This window comes from Streptomyces sp. NPDC102283, assembly GCF_044766265.1.
GTDB lineage: Bacteria > Actinomycetota > Actinomycetes > Streptomycetales > Streptomycetaceae > Streptomyces.
In genome coordinates, this window is sequence record NZ_JBIWLQ010000024.1 from 74,762 (window position 1) to 88,096 (window position 13,335).

General features: G+C 70.6%; 25 protein-coding genes. 23 read left to right on the forward strand and 2 right to left on the reverse strand.

Going from position 1 to position 13,335, the window contains the following annotated elements; genetic code table 11:
- Positions 1-27: 27 nt before the first annotated feature.
- Positions 28-1,554 (forward strand): recombinase family protein, encoded by a 1,527-nt coding sequence (locus ACIRJT_RS33875; RefSeq protein ID WP_403917004.1) that lies wholly within the window; start codon positions 28-30, stop codon positions 1,552-1,554.
- On the opposite strand, the gene ACIRJT_RS33880 is transcribed toward ACIRJT_RS33875, so the two are convergent.
- Together ACIRJT_RS33880 and ACIRJT_RS33885 are read right to left on the reverse strand one after the other, a co-directional pair.
- Complete coding sequence (locus ACIRJT_RS33880) at positions 1,496-2,041, reverse strand: hypothetical protein (protein ID WP_403917007.1); 546 nt, start codon at positions 2,039-2,041, stop codon at positions 1,496-1,498. The genes ACIRJT_RS33875 and ACIRJT_RS33880 overlap by 59 nt on opposite strands.
- A gap of 10 nt (positions 2,042-2,051) precedes the next feature.
- Complete coding sequence (locus ACIRJT_RS33885) at positions 2,052-2,513, reverse strand: multiprotein-bridging factor 1 family protein (protein ID WP_403917010.1); 462 nt, start codon at positions 2,511-2,513, stop codon at positions 2,052-2,054.
- Positions 2,514-2,747: 234 nt separating this feature from the next.
- Here ACIRJT_RS33885 and ACIRJT_RS33890 point away from each other — a divergent pair, with 234 nt between their 5' ends.
- The 22 genes from ACIRJT_RS33890 (at position 2,748) to ACIRJT_RS33995 (ending at position 13,193) form a co-directional block, all read left to right on the forward strand.
- Positions 2,748-2,981: a helix-turn-helix domain-containing protein gene (locus tag ACIRJT_RS33890; protein ID WP_403917013.1), complete on the forward strand. Its 234-nt coding sequence runs from the start codon at positions 2,748-2,750 to the stop codon at positions 2,979-2,981.
- Entirely contained in the window at positions 2,978-3,157 is a 180-nt protein-coding gene (locus ACIRJT_RS33895; RefSeq protein WP_403917016.1) for a hypothetical protein, read from the forward strand. Before ACIRJT_RS33890 ends, ACIRJT_RS33895 begins: the two co-directional genes overlap by 4 nt.
- Before the next feature lie 126 nt (positions 3,158-3,283).
- A complete protein-coding gene (locus ACIRJT_RS33900; RefSeq protein WP_403917018.1) occupies positions 3,284-3,592 on the forward strand; it encodes a hypothetical protein in 309 nt (102 codons plus the stop codon).
- Positions 3,589-4,167 (forward strand): hypothetical protein, encoded by a 579-nt coding sequence (locus ACIRJT_RS33905; RefSeq protein WP_403917021.1) that lies wholly within the window; start codon positions 3,589-3,591, stop codon positions 4,165-4,167. The genes ACIRJT_RS33900 and ACIRJT_RS33905 overlap by 4 nt, the downstream gene beginning before the upstream one ends.
- Positions 4,164-4,544, forward strand: a complete 381-nt coding sequence (locus ACIRJT_RS33910; protein ID WP_403917024.1) for a hypothetical protein — start codon at positions 4,164-4,166, stop codon at positions 4,542-4,544. The genes ACIRJT_RS33905 and ACIRJT_RS33910 overlap by 4 nt, the downstream gene beginning before the upstream one ends.
- Positions 4,537-4,878: a hypothetical protein gene (locus ACIRJT_RS33915; protein ID WP_403917027.1), complete on the forward strand. Its 342-nt coding sequence runs from the start codon at positions 4,537-4,539 to the stop codon at positions 4,876-4,878. Before ACIRJT_RS33910 ends, ACIRJT_RS33915 begins: the two co-directional genes overlap by 8 nt.
- Positions 4,875-5,348: a hypothetical protein gene (locus ACIRJT_RS33920; protein WP_403917030.1), complete on the forward strand. Its 474-nt coding sequence runs from the start codon at positions 4,875-4,877 to the stop codon at positions 5,346-5,348. The genes ACIRJT_RS33915 and ACIRJT_RS33920 overlap by 4 nt, the downstream gene beginning before the upstream one ends.
- Positions 5,345-5,587, forward strand: a complete 243-nt coding sequence (locus ACIRJT_RS33925) for a hypothetical protein (RefSeq protein WP_403917032.1) — start codon at positions 5,345-5,347, stop codon at positions 5,585-5,587. Before ACIRJT_RS33920 ends, ACIRJT_RS33925 begins: the two co-directional genes overlap by 4 nt.
- A complete protein-coding gene (locus ACIRJT_RS33930; protein ID WP_403917034.1) occupies positions 5,587-5,853 on the forward strand; it encodes a hypothetical protein in 267 nt (88 codons plus the stop codon). Before ACIRJT_RS33925 ends, ACIRJT_RS33930 begins: the two co-directional genes overlap by 1 nt.
- Positions 5,850-6,086: a hypothetical protein gene (locus tag ACIRJT_RS33935; RefSeq protein WP_403917037.1), complete on the forward strand. Its 237-nt coding sequence runs from the start codon at positions 5,850-5,852 to the stop codon at positions 6,084-6,086. The genes ACIRJT_RS33930 and ACIRJT_RS33935 overlap by 4 nt, the downstream gene beginning before the upstream one ends.
- Positions 6,079-6,906, forward strand: coding sequence for a hypothetical protein (locus ACIRJT_RS33940; protein ID WP_403917040.1), 828 nt, complete (start codon positions 6,079-6,081; stop codon positions 6,904-6,906). The genes ACIRJT_RS33935 and ACIRJT_RS33940 overlap by 8 nt, the downstream gene beginning before the upstream one ends.
- Positions 6,906-7,985 carry a hypothetical protein gene (locus tag ACIRJT_RS33945; protein WP_403917044.1) on the forward strand — a complete coding sequence of 360 codons (1,080 nt, stop codon included), beginning with the start codon at positions 6,906-6,908 and terminating at the stop codon, positions 7,983-7,985. Before ACIRJT_RS33940 ends, ACIRJT_RS33945 begins: the two co-directional genes overlap by 1 nt.
- Positions 7,986-8,029: 44 nt before the next feature.
- Positions 8,030-8,518 carry a hypothetical protein gene (locus ACIRJT_RS33950; RefSeq protein WP_403917047.1) on the forward strand — a complete coding sequence of 163 codons (489 nt, stop codon included), beginning with the start codon at positions 8,030-8,032 and terminating at the stop codon, positions 8,516-8,518.
- Entirely contained in the window at positions 8,508-9,296 is a 789-nt protein-coding gene (locus tag ACIRJT_RS33955) for an exonuclease domain-containing protein (RefSeq protein WP_403917050.1), read from the forward strand. The genes ACIRJT_RS33950 and ACIRJT_RS33955 overlap by 11 nt, the downstream gene beginning before the upstream one ends.
- Complete coding sequence (locus tag ACIRJT_RS33960) at positions 9,293-9,715, forward strand: phiSA1p31-related protein (RefSeq protein WP_403917052.1); 423 nt, start codon at positions 9,293-9,295, stop codon at positions 9,713-9,715. Before ACIRJT_RS33955 ends, ACIRJT_RS33960 begins: the two co-directional genes overlap by 4 nt.
- Entirely contained in the window at positions 9,712-9,960 is a 249-nt protein-coding gene (locus ACIRJT_RS33965) for a hypothetical protein (RefSeq protein ID WP_403917053.1), read from the forward strand. Before ACIRJT_RS33960 ends, ACIRJT_RS33965 begins: the two co-directional genes overlap by 4 nt.
- The gene (locus ACIRJT_RS33970; RefSeq protein ID WP_403917056.1) at positions 9,957-10,559 is read left to right on the forward strand and encodes a hypothetical protein; all 603 of its coding nucleotides are present in this window, start codon (positions 9,957-9,959) and stop codon (positions 10,557-10,559) included. The genes ACIRJT_RS33965 and ACIRJT_RS33970 overlap by 4 nt, the downstream gene beginning before the upstream one ends.
- Positions 10,556-10,822 (forward strand): hypothetical protein, encoded by a 267-nt coding sequence (locus ACIRJT_RS33975; protein ID WP_403917059.1) that lies wholly within the window; start codon positions 10,556-10,558, stop codon positions 10,820-10,822. Before ACIRJT_RS33970 ends, ACIRJT_RS33975 begins: the two co-directional genes overlap by 4 nt.
- Before the next feature lie 5 nt (positions 10,823-10,827).
- A complete protein-coding gene (locus ACIRJT_RS33980; protein ID WP_403917061.1) occupies positions 10,828-11,265 on the forward strand; it encodes a hypothetical protein in 438 nt (145 codons plus the stop codon).
- Entirely contained in the window at positions 11,265-11,633 is a 369-nt protein-coding gene (locus tag ACIRJT_RS33985; protein WP_403917063.1) for a hypothetical protein, read from the forward strand. The genes ACIRJT_RS33980 and ACIRJT_RS33985 overlap by 1 nt, the downstream gene beginning before the upstream one ends.
- A gap of 16 nt (positions 11,634-11,649) precedes the next feature.
- Entirely contained in the window at positions 11,650-12,459 is an 810-nt protein-coding gene (locus tag ACIRJT_RS33990; protein ID WP_403917065.1) for a hypothetical protein, read from the forward strand.
- Between the two features lie 2 nt (positions 12,460-12,461).
- Positions 12,462-13,193, forward strand: a complete 732-nt coding sequence (locus ACIRJT_RS33995) for a hypothetical protein (RefSeq protein WP_403917068.1) — start codon at positions 12,462-12,464, stop codon at positions 13,191-13,193.
- Positions 13,194-13,335: the final 142 nt, after the last annotated feature.

Sequence of the window (13,335 nt, forward strand, 5' to 3'; positions counted from 1 at the left end):
ACATGTGGGTAGACGTAGGCTCTGCACATGCCGATCGCACCCGAGCATCTCGCCCTGATCTACACAGGCCCGTTCGACGCGTACCTCTACGGCCGAGCGAGCCGCGATCCCAAGAAGAAGGGGCGCAGCGTCGGTTCGCAGCTGAGTGAGGGCCGCGGCCTCTGCACCGAGCAGGGGTGGCCGATCAAGCGCGAGTTCCGCGACATCGACCGATCTGCCTCGCGCTACGCCAAGCGGGGCCGCGAAGAGTTCGAGGAGATGATCGCGGGTATCGAGGCCGGTGAGTGCCGGATCCTCGTCGCCTGGGAGGCGTCCCGCTACTACCGCGATCTCGACGTCTACATCAGGCTACGTAACGTCTGCGCGGCAAACGGTGTGCTGCTCTGCTACAACGGCACCGTCTACGACCTGTCGAAGCGCGCCGACCGCAAAGCCACCGCGCAGGACGCGCTGCAGGCAGAGGACGAGGCAGAGGGCATCCGGGAGCGGAACCTTCGGACGGCCCGACTCAACGCCGCGGCAGGCATTCCGCAGGGGAAGCTGCTGTGGGGATACGCCCGCCGGTACGACCCGGACACAGGCGAGCTAGCCGAACAGTACGTGCACCCGAAGCAGGGGCCTGTCGTCCGGGACATCTTCGAGCGCGTCGCAGCGGGACAGTCGGAATACTCGATCGTGCGGCATCTCCGTACGAAGGGCGAGCGACTCCCAGGGCAGCGCTGGGAGCAGCACCATCTGAAGAACATGCTCAACAACATCGGGTACAAGGGCCGCAGGTCCCACCACGGGCAGGACGTGGGCAAGTCGAGCTGGCCGGCCATCGTCGATGACGAACTCTTTGACGCGGTGCAGCAGATCCTCAACGATCCGGAGCGCCGGGTGAGGAAAATGTGGGCTGCTGTGCACCTGCAGTCGGGCATTGCCGAGTGCGGGCACTGCGAGATGTTCCCGCAGTTGCGCATCATCAACAGCCGTGGGATCCCCTCGTACCAGTGCCCCGAGGCCTTCGATGTCTCGATGGCCGAGGAGAAGATGGACGCCTACGTGGAAGAGGCGGTCGTGACATACCTGGAGTCGAAGGCCGCGGCCGCCGCGTTCGCGTCGTCCGACGACCAGAAGCGCACTGCCGCCGCGCGGTTGCGGGCGCAGCAGCTACAGAGCCAGCTCGATGAGGCGCGGGTGCTGGCGGGGAAGTTCAGCGCGACGGGCCGGCCGCTGTTGTCGGTGGTGTCGCTCGCGGCACTGGAGGAGTCGCTGACGCCACAGATCGAGGAGGCGCGTCGGGATGCTGAGACGTTCAACGTGCCGCCGGTGCTGCGCGGGCTGATCGGTCAGCCGGATGTGAATGCGGTGTGGCAGGAGATGACGATCGAGCAGCGTCGTGCCGTGCTGCGCGCGGTTGTGAACATCCGTCTGATGAAGGCGCGGGCTCCGGGTGTCCGCCGGATTGAGCCGGGGCGGATCCAGTTGACGTTCTACGGCGAGGAGGGGTTCGTCAGTGGTGGGCGCCGCGCTGAGGTTCCTCCGCAGCGCGCTGCCGAACCTCAGGGGTAGGAAAGCCGATGATGCGGGCGTACGCGGTCGGCGCGCTGGGGTCGAAGTGCCCGTCGCGGTAGAGCTGCACGGTGGCCTCCATCGTCTTGCAGACGAGCTCAGCGCGCTGCTCTTCGAACCGTTCGTTCATCGCTGCCCGTTCGGCGGCCAGGCGGGCCGTGAGCTGTTCCCGCTCGACTATGGCGTCGCGCCGGAGTCTGCCGCGCTCGACTTCGAGGGCGGCCTGCGCTGCGAGGTAGCGCATGTGCTCGGTGTCCTTCTCGCGGGTGGCGTCGCTGAGGCGCTGCCGTTCGGCGGTGGTGTTGGTGACCCACCGGCGGATGAGGACGAGGGCTATGAGGGTGAGCGCCGTCATGGTGAAGATGGCGCCGCCGACGGTTCGTTCGAGGTTCTCGGTGATGATGCCGTACAGCACGATGGATAGGCCCGCGCTCGTGATGAGCGCGGCGCCTGCCGCGGTGGCCCGGGATCCAGTTTTCGAGTTCATGTAGCCCCCGTTACATCTGTGCTGCTTTGCCCCCGTGTCCGTTGCCGGGCTCGGGCTGATCTTCCTGCTGGTGCTCTTCTAGACGCTTGAGCCGCTCGTAAGTTGCAAAGAACATCTCCCGGCCGACCGGGTCACTCAGGCCAAGGCCATCTGCAGCCTCCGCCGGGGAGATAGACGGCGAGCCTACCTGTGACGGGCTGGTTTCGGACAGTGGCTGTAGTGACTCATGGGGAATGCCCATTTCGGCGAGCATGTCGAGGAGCTCGACCCCTACGGTTTCGGCCAGGGCGGGGAAAAAATTGAGCTCCGGGATTGCCTGCCCCTTGAGCATGCGGGAGACGCTGCTCTCGGACATGCCGGCGTCTCGGGCGAGTCTTGCGTTGGATCCGTGGCCGGTGTAGCCGGCGCGTTGGGCAGCTGGGGCAACGAGTGCTGCGAATCGTTGCGCGCGTGTGGGGGTGGCGTCTGTCATGGCCCGGACTCTACTTCCCTAGCTAGGGAGTATCCAGAAAATCCCTACCTTGCAAGGGTGAGTGTTAGGCCACCCTCACCATGTCTCCCAGCTGGGAACCTGGAACGAACAAGCGTTCGCATGCGAATTAACACCCCCTTAAGGCCAACCCTCCCTTGCTAGGGAGGGAAGGTTGTGGCAGAATCTCCCTCGTAAGGGAGAAACACCCTCCTAGCTGCATCGAAGGGGTGAGCCATGTACCGCCTGCGTATCCAGCGTCTGCGGGAGATCGCAGCCCAGCACGGAGACACCAGCCCGGCCGCGATCGCACGGACCACCGGAATCGCAGAGTCCTCGGTGTACCGGATCCTCTCCGGTGCCTCGCAGCCTGACCTGATTTCGGCCCTGCGTATCGCCACCGCGTACGACACCACGGTCGAGGAGCTCATGGAGCTGGTCAGCGCCGAGGCCGACAAGGTCCCGGCATGACCCGCGAGGAGCGTCGGCAGATCCTCGGCGACAGCGTGATCGAGGAGATCCACGCCCGCGTTGCCGAAGCGCCGGCCGCACCCGCCGAACTGATCGACATCCTCCGGCGAGTCCTGACTCACCCGGCCGGCCGTCCCGCCGTCGCCGAGGCGATCGAGCAGCAGACCGCCGCGTAACGCACTTCGGGGCCGCTCCGACTTCCCGGCCCGAGCGACCCCGGACGTCCAACCCCACACAGAGAAAGTGAGGCCGACGCCATGAGCGTTCAGCCTATCGAACCTCCCCCTCCTGACTTCTACGCCGTGACGAGTGATAACCGTCTCGCCGTGCAGACGGTGCTCGACAGCACCGGCCTGCCCGCGCCGACGATGGTGGCCCGTGCGGACGCCGTGCACGTCACGCTCGCCGACCCGGACGACCTCGCCCGGTGGATGTACGCCCTGGGCGGGGAGATCCGTCGGGGTGTGGAGATCAGCGGTGCGTCGCTGTGGACGCTGCACACCGAGACGCCTGTGCGGTTGAACGGGACCAGCGTGCGGGTCCTGGTGCATGTGCCGGTGGTGTCCGGTGAGGACGTGCTCGCGGAGTTGCGTTCGGCGGTGGCTCTGTGAGCGCCTCGAAGCGTGACGCGCTGACCGCTGCGGTTGCACTGCTGGGCGCGCTACCGATGCCGGTGGGCACCGGGCCCGCCCCGATGACGCCGGATCGTGAGCAGGAGATCCGTACCCGCGAGCAGGCGGCGACGCCGGGCCCGTGGGAGAGCGACGGAGCGGAGATCTACGGGACGCTCGGCGGCGTCCTGATGGTCGATCTGTGGGTCGGCGAGACGCTCGACGTCGAGGACCAGGAGCGCTCCAACGCGGACGCCGCGTTCATGGCGGACGCGCGGTCGGCGGTGCCGGAGTTGCTGGCCGAGGTGGACCGGCTGCGGGCGGAAATCGCCGAGTTGGAGGCGGCGCGGACCACAGCCGCCGCCGAGGTGACCCGCTCGTACTGGCTGGAGCACCGTCGCCCCGGCGACACGACGTGGCAGCGGAACACCCCCGGCATCGGGGCCAACTGGTCCTGGCAGTCCCGGGAGAAGGCCGACCAGCGGCTGACCGAGGCCCGCGACCGGTGGCCCGACTTCGAGCACCAGCTGATCGAGACGACGACCACCGTCACCTCGAAGGCGGCGACGCCGTGACGATCACCGACCCGTTCACCTCCCCCGGCCACCACCGGCCCACCCCCTCCCCCGCCGCCGTCGCCCTCACCATCCAGTGCCGCAAGGCGAAGACCCTCGCCGACACCGCCCCCGCCCGCTTCGAGCGCATGCCCGCCCCGGTCACTACCACGGCCGCCGGCGGCGAGGTCCAGCTCGTTGTCCGCCCCACCTGCCTCGCGGACTGGGCCCGGTGGACCGCCGAACTCGGGTGCCGAGACACGCGCCGGATGACGAACACCGGTGTCGCGATGGTCTGCCGGTTCGAGCTCGACGGTGTCCGCGCCCGACTGATCGGCGTGGGTGTGCCCGCGCTGCTGGCCGCCGCGTACGGCCCGAAAGGAACCTCCCGTGTCTAACGAACAGAAGCCCGTGACCGGGCCCATCCCGATCTACGTCCGCACCATCCCGACCGGGGTCGTCCTCGACCTGGAGGCGCTGACCCGCCTCGTCATCGGCGACGTCATCAACGAGCTGCTGCACGCCGAGGACACCACGGCGTGGGACCTGCTGCACGAGGCCGCCGAGCCGGTCGGCGAGGGGCAGTTTCCCGGTGAGTTGCTGGAGCAGCGCCTCGTTGAGCGCGCGTCGTCGCGTGTGCCGTTGTACGGTCCGGCGGCGCTGGAGCTGATGTTGAAGCTGAGCAAGGCTGTGGCTCCGCGTCTGGATTCGTGGCAGCGGGGTGCGGCATGAAGCTGACGCACCGCGATGAGTGGCGGGTCATGGTCACCATCAAGCCTCGTATTCCCGCTGACCTCGGGTTCATCGGCGTCGCCTCGATCGCTGAGTTCGTCGCCCCGACGGCACCGATCACGGTCGCTGTGCTCCCGCGCCGTCTCGGCAACTTCGGGTTCATCTCGATGAGCGACCGGATGGCGAGCAGCGACGTCGAGGCCGATTACCGGGCCCGGTGCGAGGAGATCGCTACCGAGCTGCGCCGTCTGCCGCACGTCGAGGAGACGTCGGTGTCGTGCACCGAGACGCACACGTGCTCGCTCTGCGGGCTGCGGTGGGAGGTGCTGACCGTCGACGAGGCGGCCGACGACTCGACGAACCAGGACGAGCACAGCGTCGAGGGCGAACCGGTGTGCTGCTGCGAGGCCATCGACGAGTTCCGTACCGAGCGCGGCATCCCCGCCCTGCAGCGGGACGGTGTGGCATGAGGACGCCGACGCAGGCCCGCCTGCGACTCCTCCGGGACCTCGTCCGCGACTACCAGGGCGACATCAAGACCGGCATGGTCCAGAAGCACTACGTCGCCAAACTCGGCCCCGGCGACTGGCGCGGCAAAGCGCGTCAGGACCTGGACCAGCTCGTCAGCGAGGGCCTGCTGATCCTCGACGACCGCGACCCCGACAAGCGGGTATTCCGCCTCAACCACGCCCACACGGGCGGTGCGTGATGGCACGGCGACTGCGGCGCCGCCCGCCCGCCAACCACGCCCAGCGCGCCGAGTGGATGCGCACCCACCCCTTCGAGTGGCTGGAGGTCTCGACCTACCCGGCCACGTACAGCGCGCACACCATCGCTCGCGGGATCAGGACCGGCGACCGGATCGAGTTCGCCCGGCACTACGGGCCGGCGGGCGCGTTCGAGACACGCACCACGTCCACGGAGGACGGCACAACGGTGCACGCCCGGTTCATTGGAGAGGCGGTCAACGGATGAGCGTCGACACCAGCGCCCTGCACTCCCCGCTGCACGACTCGTCCACCAACTGGACGCCATCCCTCGACGTGGCCCTCGCTCTGGCCCGCCAGGCTCTCGCCGAGCAGGCGACGGCGAACGTCCACGACAAGGACGAGATGATCGCCGCCGCCGTGACCCTGGAGATGCGCCTTCGTGCTCTCGTCGCTGCCTTGGACGCGGAGAACGGGCGCTGCGAGGTGTCCGGTGCCTGATCCTCGCCACGCCGTGGCGACCGAGCGGGGTCGCTACTACCGCGACCCCGCTGGGGGGCCTGACCTCATCAGCGTCACGAACGCCCTCTCGTCCATCGCGAAGCCTGCTCTGCTCCCGTGGGCGGCCGGGCGTGCGGCCGACGCGGTGATCGCCGCGCCGATCGTCGTCGCCCGCCGGGCCCGGTCCGAACCGGCCGCGCTGCGCCGGGAGCTCGTCGCCGCGCACCGCGTCTACACCGACGAAGCCCGGAACCTTGGTACCCGTGTCCACGAGCGGGCCGTTGCCCTGGTCCTCGACGCCCCGTACCCGGCCGATCCGGAGGTCGAGCCGTACGCCGTGCAGCTCGCGGCCTGGTTCAGGCTGTGGCGGGTTGATTTCGCTCGGGACATCGAGGCGATCGAGGCGACCGTGCTGCACCGCCGCTACGGGTATGCCGGGACCGGTGACTTGTGGGTGTGGTTGCCGACCGGTCCGCACGGGCGGCGTCAGCTCTGGTTGATCGACTACAAGACGTCCGCGAAGAAGCCGGACACCGTCGTGTACGACGAGCAGCCGCTCCAGCTCGCCGCGCTGCGGCACGCCCCGGTGCTGCTGCTTCCCGACGACACCGACTCCCCGGCGCTCGCGGTGCGTCGTACGGGCCTGCTGAACCTGCGGGCCCGGTCGCGCCGGCTGATCGAAGTGCCGTCCGGTCGCGTCCAGTTCCGGGCGTTCCTCGCGGCGACGCGCACCGCCCGCTATCTCCACAACGCGCCGAGCGCGTACGACACGATCCTGCCGCCGTGGGCGCCGGGATCCCCTGACCGAAAGGCAGCCTGATGGGTAGCCGAATCCTGACGATGAAGCGGCAGGCCGCCGAGCTCGGGCGGATCCGCACCGGATACAGCCGGCCGAACCCGGACGCCTCGAAGGGCCCGATCCCGGTCAAGTCCAAGACATTCGTGCTCACCTCGCACTCGCGGGACTACGTGGCCGCGGCGGCCGAGTTGTACGGCGGGAAGGTCGAGCAGTGGACCCCGCAACGGCAGAGCGTCGCACAGTGGCGGGTCATCACCGAGGCGCGCGAGCTCGGCGCGATCCTCCCGGCCGGCGACGTCCTGAACCAGGCGAACGAGATGTGGACCGGCGGCGGCTGCGAGCGTCGCTGCGACGGCATCAACGAGTCGATCAGCCGGAAGCCGTGTATCTGCCTCGCGAAGTACGGCGAGGACTGGCACACGCGCCCGCCGACGCAGGTGTGCCGGCCGACCTCGCGTATCGGTGTGTTCCTGCCGGACCTGCCCGACCTCGGGGTGTGGCGGCTGGACACGAAGTCGTACTACGCGGCCGACGCGCTCGCCGGGGGCTTGGACACGGTGCTGCAGGCGACGGGCGGCAAGGGCCTGTTGCCGGTCCGGATGTGGATCGAGCAGCGGACCGCGGTGCGGAATGGGAAGACGAAGCAGTTCCAGGTCGTCATGCTCGTGCCCGCGCTGCCGAAGCTGCGGCACGCGCTCAGCGGACCGATCTCGACGGCGGCCGCGCTCGACCCGGCGTCGCTGGACCGCCCGGCGATCGAGGCGGCTCCGGTCGTGTTGCCGGACTACGCGGCCGAGGCTCGGCTGTGCGAGACGGTCGAGGACGCCCGCGCGGTGTGGCACCGGGCGAACCGTGCAGGGCACGTCGACCCGAAGGGGACCGACACCCTGTCGCAGGAGTTGATCCGGATCGCGGACGACATCGCGAAGGGTGTCGACACCCAGACCGGTGAGGACCACGGGGACAACGAGCAGGGCCCGGACGATGAGGGTGTCTACGACGGCGAGGTCGTCGAGGACGGCGGCCAGGACAACGAGCCGCCTGCCGCGTACCCGCCCGCCGAGTGGCCGGCCGCTGCGGTTCCGGGCGGTGGCCGCTGATGAAGCCTCGAACGATTCCCGCAGGAGCTCGGCACGGCCGCCTGGTGACGACCTCCGAGCGCAGGCCTGGCGAGCCCCGGGTTCAGTGCGTATGCGACTGCGGCAAGCCCCATTCGGTCCTGCTGCAGATGTGGGGCAGGACGCAATCCTGCGGATGCCTTCGCACCGAGCAGCTCGTCGCCCGCAGCACCACGCACGGCCACTCGGGCAGCTCCGTCTACATGACGTGGGGCGACATGGTGAATCGCTGCACGAACGCTACCCATAAGCGGTGGGCTGACTACGGCGGCCGTGGCATCACCGTCTGCGAACGCTGGCGCAAGTTCGACAACTTCCTCGCGGACATGGGCGAGCGGCCCGAGGGCATGACGCTCGACCGGATCGACAACGACCGCGGGTACGAGCTCGGCAACTGCCGGTGGGTCTCCCAGTCGGAGCAGAACCGTAACCGGCGGCCGGCTGCCTACGCGGGCAGCGCGCACGACGCCAAGACAGGGCGGTTCGTGTCGAAGGCGGTGCCCGATGTGGCATAAGACGCGCCTCGCGGCTTTTGATCTTGAGACATCGGGCGTCGATGTCGAGGAGGACCGCATCGTCACCGCCGCCGTGATCGGCCTCGGCGGCAACGCCCCCACTGAGCAGCACGAGTGGATCGCCGACCCCGGGATTGAGATTCCCGCCGAGGCGACCGCCGTGCACCACATCACGACCGAGTACGCCCGCGAGCACGGCGAGCAGGCGCACGTCGTCGTCGACCAGATCGCCGAGGAGCTCGTCGCGCAGATCGCTGGCGGGGCGACGGTCGTCGGGCACAACGTCCCGTACGACCTGACCCTGCTGGACCGCGAGTGCCGCCGGTACGAGCTGCCGACCCTGCACGGCCGGCTCGGCGACGTGCCGCTGCACGTCCTCGACACCAGGGTGCTCGACCAGTACGGGCTGCCGTTCCGCAAGCGCCCGTCGGAGACGCAGGGCGCCCGGCAGCTCGTCACGCTCGCGCAGGTCTACGAACTGGAGTGGACCGAGTCGGAGGCGCACGGCTGCGCGTACGACGCCCTGATGTCGGCGCGGATCGTGTACAGGATCGGCCAGCTCGCGCACATGCGGCGGATCGACTGGCCGGAGCGCATCAAGTTCCACCGCAAGGCGCAGCTCCACCACCTCGGTGGGCTGACCGTGGCCGATCTTCACGCCGCCCAGATCGAGTGGGCCGCTCAGCAGGCCGCCGGGCTGCAGGAGCACTTCCGCAAGACCGACCCGAACGCCGTCGTCGACGGGGCGTGGCCGCTGCGCCCGCTGGAGGCATCATGAGCATCGAACTGATCAATCTGGAACGGATGCTGCTCCTCGTCGGCATCGAGATCGACGGGACCATCACGGTCCACTCGCGGGGCCTGTGCGACACCCGGGCCGCCGCCGCGCTGCGGGACGTCGCCGACCGGCTGGAGGCGGGCGCCACGCCGTGCCCGTGCACCCCCGCCGCGCTGCGGCCGGCGGCGGTCGGCCGGGGCTGGTTCTCCTCGGACCTGATGTGGGTCGACAGCACGGGCCGAGCTTGGGACCTGCGGGAGTCGTACCGGTCGGCCGGCGGTCTGCTGTGGCACTGGACCGGCCGGGTCAACGAGCACGGGGTGCCGGTGATGAGCACCGGGACCGGCTCCGACGTGCAGTCCCTCGACGTGGTGCGTGCCCTGTACGCCCCGCTCGTGGTGGCGGGTGGTCGGGGATGAGCGCCGAGTTCCTGCCGTGGGCCGGTGCCGTGCTGGTCGCGGGCGGCGCCGCGGTGACGTGGGCCGCGCGCCTGGCCCCGTCCGCCGGGGCGAAGAACACGGCCCGGTTCTCGGAGCTGGTGCCCGGTGGCCGCTTCCTCGTGTGCGGAGGCGTGGGCTGCGGAGAGGTGCTCCTGCACATCCCGGTCGGTAACGGCCGGTGGGAGTGCACGCGCTGCTCGACGGTGACGGGCGGTGGGTCATGACGATCCCCGGACTGATCGCCCCCGGCGCGCTGGCCCCGACCGCGGTGGCCCCGGTGGGGCTGCGGGTCATCGGGCTCGACCTGTCGCTCACCTCGACCGGGGTGTGCCTGCCGGACGGCAGCACGTTCCGGATCCGGACCCGGGCGAAGGACGGCGACCGGCGCCTGCTCACGATCCGCACGGCAATCCGGGCCGCGCTCGTAGACCACCGTCCGGACGTCGCGGTGATCGAGGACCTCCCGAAGCACGCCATGGCGGCCGGGATCACCGCGCACGTCCACGGAGTCGTGAAGTGCGAACTCCTCGACGCCGGGGTGCCGTACGGGCTCGTCGTCCCCGCGACGCTCAAGAGCTACGCGGCGGACCACGGGCAGGCCGACAAGGCGCGCATGGCCGCCGCCGCGTACCTCGCGGCCGGCGTCGAGTTCGCCGACGACACGGGCGGCGACATGTGCGACGCCTGGTGGCTGCGCGCCGCGGGGCACGAGGCGCTCGGCGCCCCGCTCTTCGCGATGCCGCAGGCGCAGCGCGACCGGCTCACGAAGGTGAAGTGGCCGGCCGAGATCCTGCAGCGCTACTCGGTCGGCAGCTCGCGATGAGCGGGTTCGGGCCGACGATCGGCCACCCGGCACCAGGCCCCGGCCTGCGGGTGAGGTTCGACGGCTCGAAGTCCATGGCCTCCGCCGACTGGGCGTGCGTGTGCGGCGCCCCGTCCGAAGACGCCATCGGCCACGACGCGGTGCAGCAACTCGTGCTGCGGGCCGAGCGCCACCGCCGCGATACCTGCCCCGACGAGGACGTACGACAGGCGGCCGCGATGCGCGATCACCGCCGGAAGAACCCCAGCAAGAGAAGGAAGTGACGATCATGCCGAAGCTGCACAAGGACGCCGAGGTAGAGCTCAAGCTCGACGGCGCGGCGGCCCCGCTGCAGGCGAGCACCACCCAGCCGCAGCGCCGCGGGCTGTTCGAGTACCCGGGCACGTCGGTGTTCGCGGTGGTCGAGCTGACCAGCAAGGCGTACACCGGGCACGCCGACGGGGAGGACAAGGACCCGCAGGTGAAGATCCGGGTCACGCTCGCTGAGGTCGCGCAGGACGACCACCAGGCGCAGATGGTCGCCGAGGTCATGCGGGCCATGTACCGGCAGCGGAAGATGAACGGCACCCTCGACGAGATCGGCCCCGGGTCCCGGGACGTCGAGGGTGCGGTGTCCGAGGCGCTCGGGAACATGCCGACCGAGACCGAGTTCGAGATGCACGAGGCGGCCAAGCGGTCCCGGACCGCGCGGGTCGAGCAGTACTGATGGGCAGGCCCCCGGCCGCCGCCGGCAGCGGGGCGCGGCGTGCGCGCTGCCCCCGCTGCGGGTTCCCGGTGCTCCGGCAGCTCGTCGGCCGCCGTGCGGCGCTCGACGTGACCGCCGACGCCGGGGAGCTGTCCTCGGCGGCGGCCGAGGCCCTGCGTCACCCGAACCGCCTGCACTGGTGCCTGCGGCAGACGCGGGACGGCCCGGACATGCGGTGGGCGGACTGCCGCCGCCGGCCGGACCCGTGCCCGTACCCGCACGTGATCGACCACGAGTGCACGGGGCCGCCGCTGGCCCCCGCCCGCCCCGTGTCCCGGGGCCGGGCCCGATCCACCGTCCCCGTTTCTGACGGGCAACTCACGCTCTGAGCACAGGAGAACCCCGATGTATTTCGCTGTGGATGATGGGGCACACAGCCACCCGAAGATCATGCAGGCGACGAACGCCGCGATCGGTCTGTGGGTGCGCGTCGGGTCGTACGTGGCGCAGCACCTGACCGACGGGCATGTGCCCGGTGTCGTCGCGAAGGCGTACGGCACCCCGTCGCAGGCCCGCAAGCTGGTCGAGGTCGAGTTGTGGCACGCCCACGGGCACGCCTGCTCTCGCTGCCCGCAGCCCCGGCCGGGCGACTACTTCATGCACGACTACCGGGAGTCCGGGAACCTCGCCCGATCCGATGTGAAGGAGCGGCGGGCGAAGGACGCGGAGAAGAAGCGCCGCCAGCGCGCGGGGGGCAGCCCGACGCCGCCCCCGCCGCCGGGGCAGATGCCGTTCGACGAGGAGCCGCCGCCGGGCGACGAGGACGCCCCGCCGGAAGACGCACCCCGGCCGGCGCGCCGTACCGCGCCCGCCATGGCCGGGATTCCCGCCGAGTGGGAGCCGTCCCGGGACGACGTGCACGCCGCGAACACCGCCCGTACGGACACCGGTAGGGCGCCGCTGACCGCCGACCAGGTCGACGCACTCACGAAGAAGTTCGTCCGTCGGATGACGGAGGAGCGGCGCACCGCCGCCGAGTGGGGCGGCCGGTGGCGGCAGTGGGCCGAAACCGAGCGCCCCGACCAGGCACAGCAGGGCGGCGTCGTCGTCCACCTGCCCGCCGGGCGCACCGCCGCAGGGCAGTCGACCGCCGATCAGCGGTCCGCCGCCGCTTTCGATCTTGCAGCACAGCTTCGAGCCGAAGGGAACCAGTGATCATGGACAGGGGAGACGCCGCCGAACTCCTCGGCTACTGCGCCGCATTCGACAACCGCACCGTCGGGAAGGTCGACGCCGTCGCGTGGGCCGCGTCCCTGCACGACGTGCCGCTCGACGACGACACCACCGCCGCGGTCGCCCGCTACTACGGCACCGCCCCCGAGCGGGCCGGGGACCGGCTGTGGATCCAGCCGCACCACGTGCGGGCCGGGCGGCTCGCGATCCGTCAGGAACGGCTCGGGACGACGCTGCCCGCATACGAGATTCCCACCGAGGTGGAGACCGGGGCCGAGTTCGTGATCCGCCGCCGCGCCCAGCTCGACGCCGTCGCCGCCGGGCGTTCGGTCGGGGTGCCGGTGGGCCGGCTCGCCGGAGACCCGGCACCGGGGTTCGTGAAGGAACTCGCCCGCCGCTTCGGGGATGAGGCCGTGGGCCGGGTGGTTCCGGACCTCGACGACGAAACCCCGGAGGCCGACCCGGTGGTCGCCGAGGTGCGCCGCCCCGGCCCGCTCGGTGTGGAGTGCCCGACCTGTAAGGCGCCGATCGGCCGCCCGTGCCGCGTAGGTGAACCCGGCGGCGGGCGCCGCCCGCGTGAGCTGCGTACCGCGCACATGCCCCGGCAGCGCGTCGCGAACGGCGAGCCCGCCGAGGTCGAGACGGCGGAGGAGACCGAGCGGCGCCGGGCGTACTACCTGGACCACCTGGCGCGGCGGGCGGGTGAGGCGTCGTGACGTACCCGCGTACCCCTAGGTCCCGGATCCCGGCCGCCGCCGCCGCGATCATCGCCGCCGTCATCGAGGACAACCCGCACGCGGGCCCGGACACGGTGGCCCGCCTGGCGGTGCTGGAGCTGTCCCGGGAGGGCTGGCACTG

Bases quoted from the DNA above. Each gene is read 5' to 3' on its own strand.
- ACIRJT_RS33895 (WP_403917016.1), top strand. From the start codon at position 2,978: ATGACCCGCGAGGAGCGTCGGCAGATCCTCGGCGACAGCGTGATCGAG.
- ACIRJT_RS33885 (WP_403917010.1), bottom strand. From the start codon at position 2,513: ATGACAGACGCCACCCCCACACGCGCGCAACGATTCGCAGCACTCGTT.
- ACIRJT_RS33970 (WP_403917056.1), top strand. From the start codon at position 9,957: ATGACGATCCCCGGACTGATCGCCCCCGGCGCGCTGGCCCCGACCGCG.
- ACIRJT_RS33955 (WP_403917050.1), top strand. From the start codon at position 8,508: ATGTGGCATAAGACGCGCCTCGCGGCTTTTGATCTTGAGACATCGGGC.
- ACIRJT_RS33920 (WP_403917030.1), top strand. From the start codon at position 4,875: ATGAAGCTGACGCACCGCGATGAGTGGCGGGTCATGGTCACCATCAAG.
- ACIRJT_RS33880 (WP_403917007.1), bottom strand. From the start codon at position 2,041: ATGAACTCGAAAACTGGATCCCGGGCCACCGCGGCAGGCGCCGCGCTC.
- ACIRJT_RS33965 (WP_403917053.1), top strand. From the start codon at position 9,712: ATGAGCGCCGAGTTCCTGCCGTGGGCCGGTGCCGTGCTGGTCGCGGGC.
- ACIRJT_RS33990 (WP_403917065.1), top strand. From the start codon at position 11,650: ATGTATTTCGCTGTGGATGATGGGGCACACAGCCACCCGAAGATCATG.
- ACIRJT_RS33960 (WP_403917052.1), top strand. From the start codon at position 9,293: ATGAGCATCGAACTGATCAATCTGGAACGGATGCTGCTCCTCGTCGGC.
- ACIRJT_RS33975 (WP_403917059.1), top strand. From the start codon at position 10,556: ATGAGCGGGTTCGGGCCGACGATCGGCCACCCGGCACCAGGCCCCGGC.
- ACIRJT_RS33930 (WP_403917034.1), top strand. From the start codon at position 5,587: ATGGCACGGCGACTGCGGCGCCGCCCGCCCGCCAACCACGCCCAGCGC.
- ACIRJT_RS33980 (WP_403917061.1), top strand. From the start codon at position 10,828: ATGCCGAAGCTGCACAAGGACGCCGAGGTAGAGCTCAAGCTCGACGGC.
- ACIRJT_RS33995 (WP_403917068.1), top strand. From the start codon at position 12,462: ATGGACAGGGGAGACGCCGCCGAACTCCTCGGCTACTGCGCCGCATTC.
- ACIRJT_RS33985 (WP_403917063.1), top strand. From the start codon at position 11,265: ATGGGCAGGCCCCCGGCCGCCGCCGGCAGCGGGGCGCGGCGTGCGCGC.
- ACIRJT_RS33875 (WP_403917004.1), top strand. From the start codon at position 28: ATGCCGATCGCACCCGAGCATCTCGCCCTGATCTACACAGGCCCGTTC.
- ACIRJT_RS33890 (WP_403917013.1), top strand. From the start codon at position 2,748: ATGTACCGCCTGCGTATCCAGCGTCTGCGGGAGATCGCAGCCCAGCAC.
- ACIRJT_RS33935 (WP_403917037.1), top strand. From the start codon at position 5,850: ATGAGCGTCGACACCAGCGCCCTGCACTCCCCGCTGCACGACTCGTCC.
- ACIRJT_RS33945 (WP_403917044.1), top strand. From the start codon at position 6,906: ATGGGTAGCCGAATCCTGACGATGAAGCGGCAGGCCGCCGAGCTCGGG.
- ACIRJT_RS33925 (WP_403917032.1), top strand. From the start codon at position 5,345: ATGAGGACGCCGACGCAGGCCCGCCTGCGACTCCTCCGGGACCTCGTC.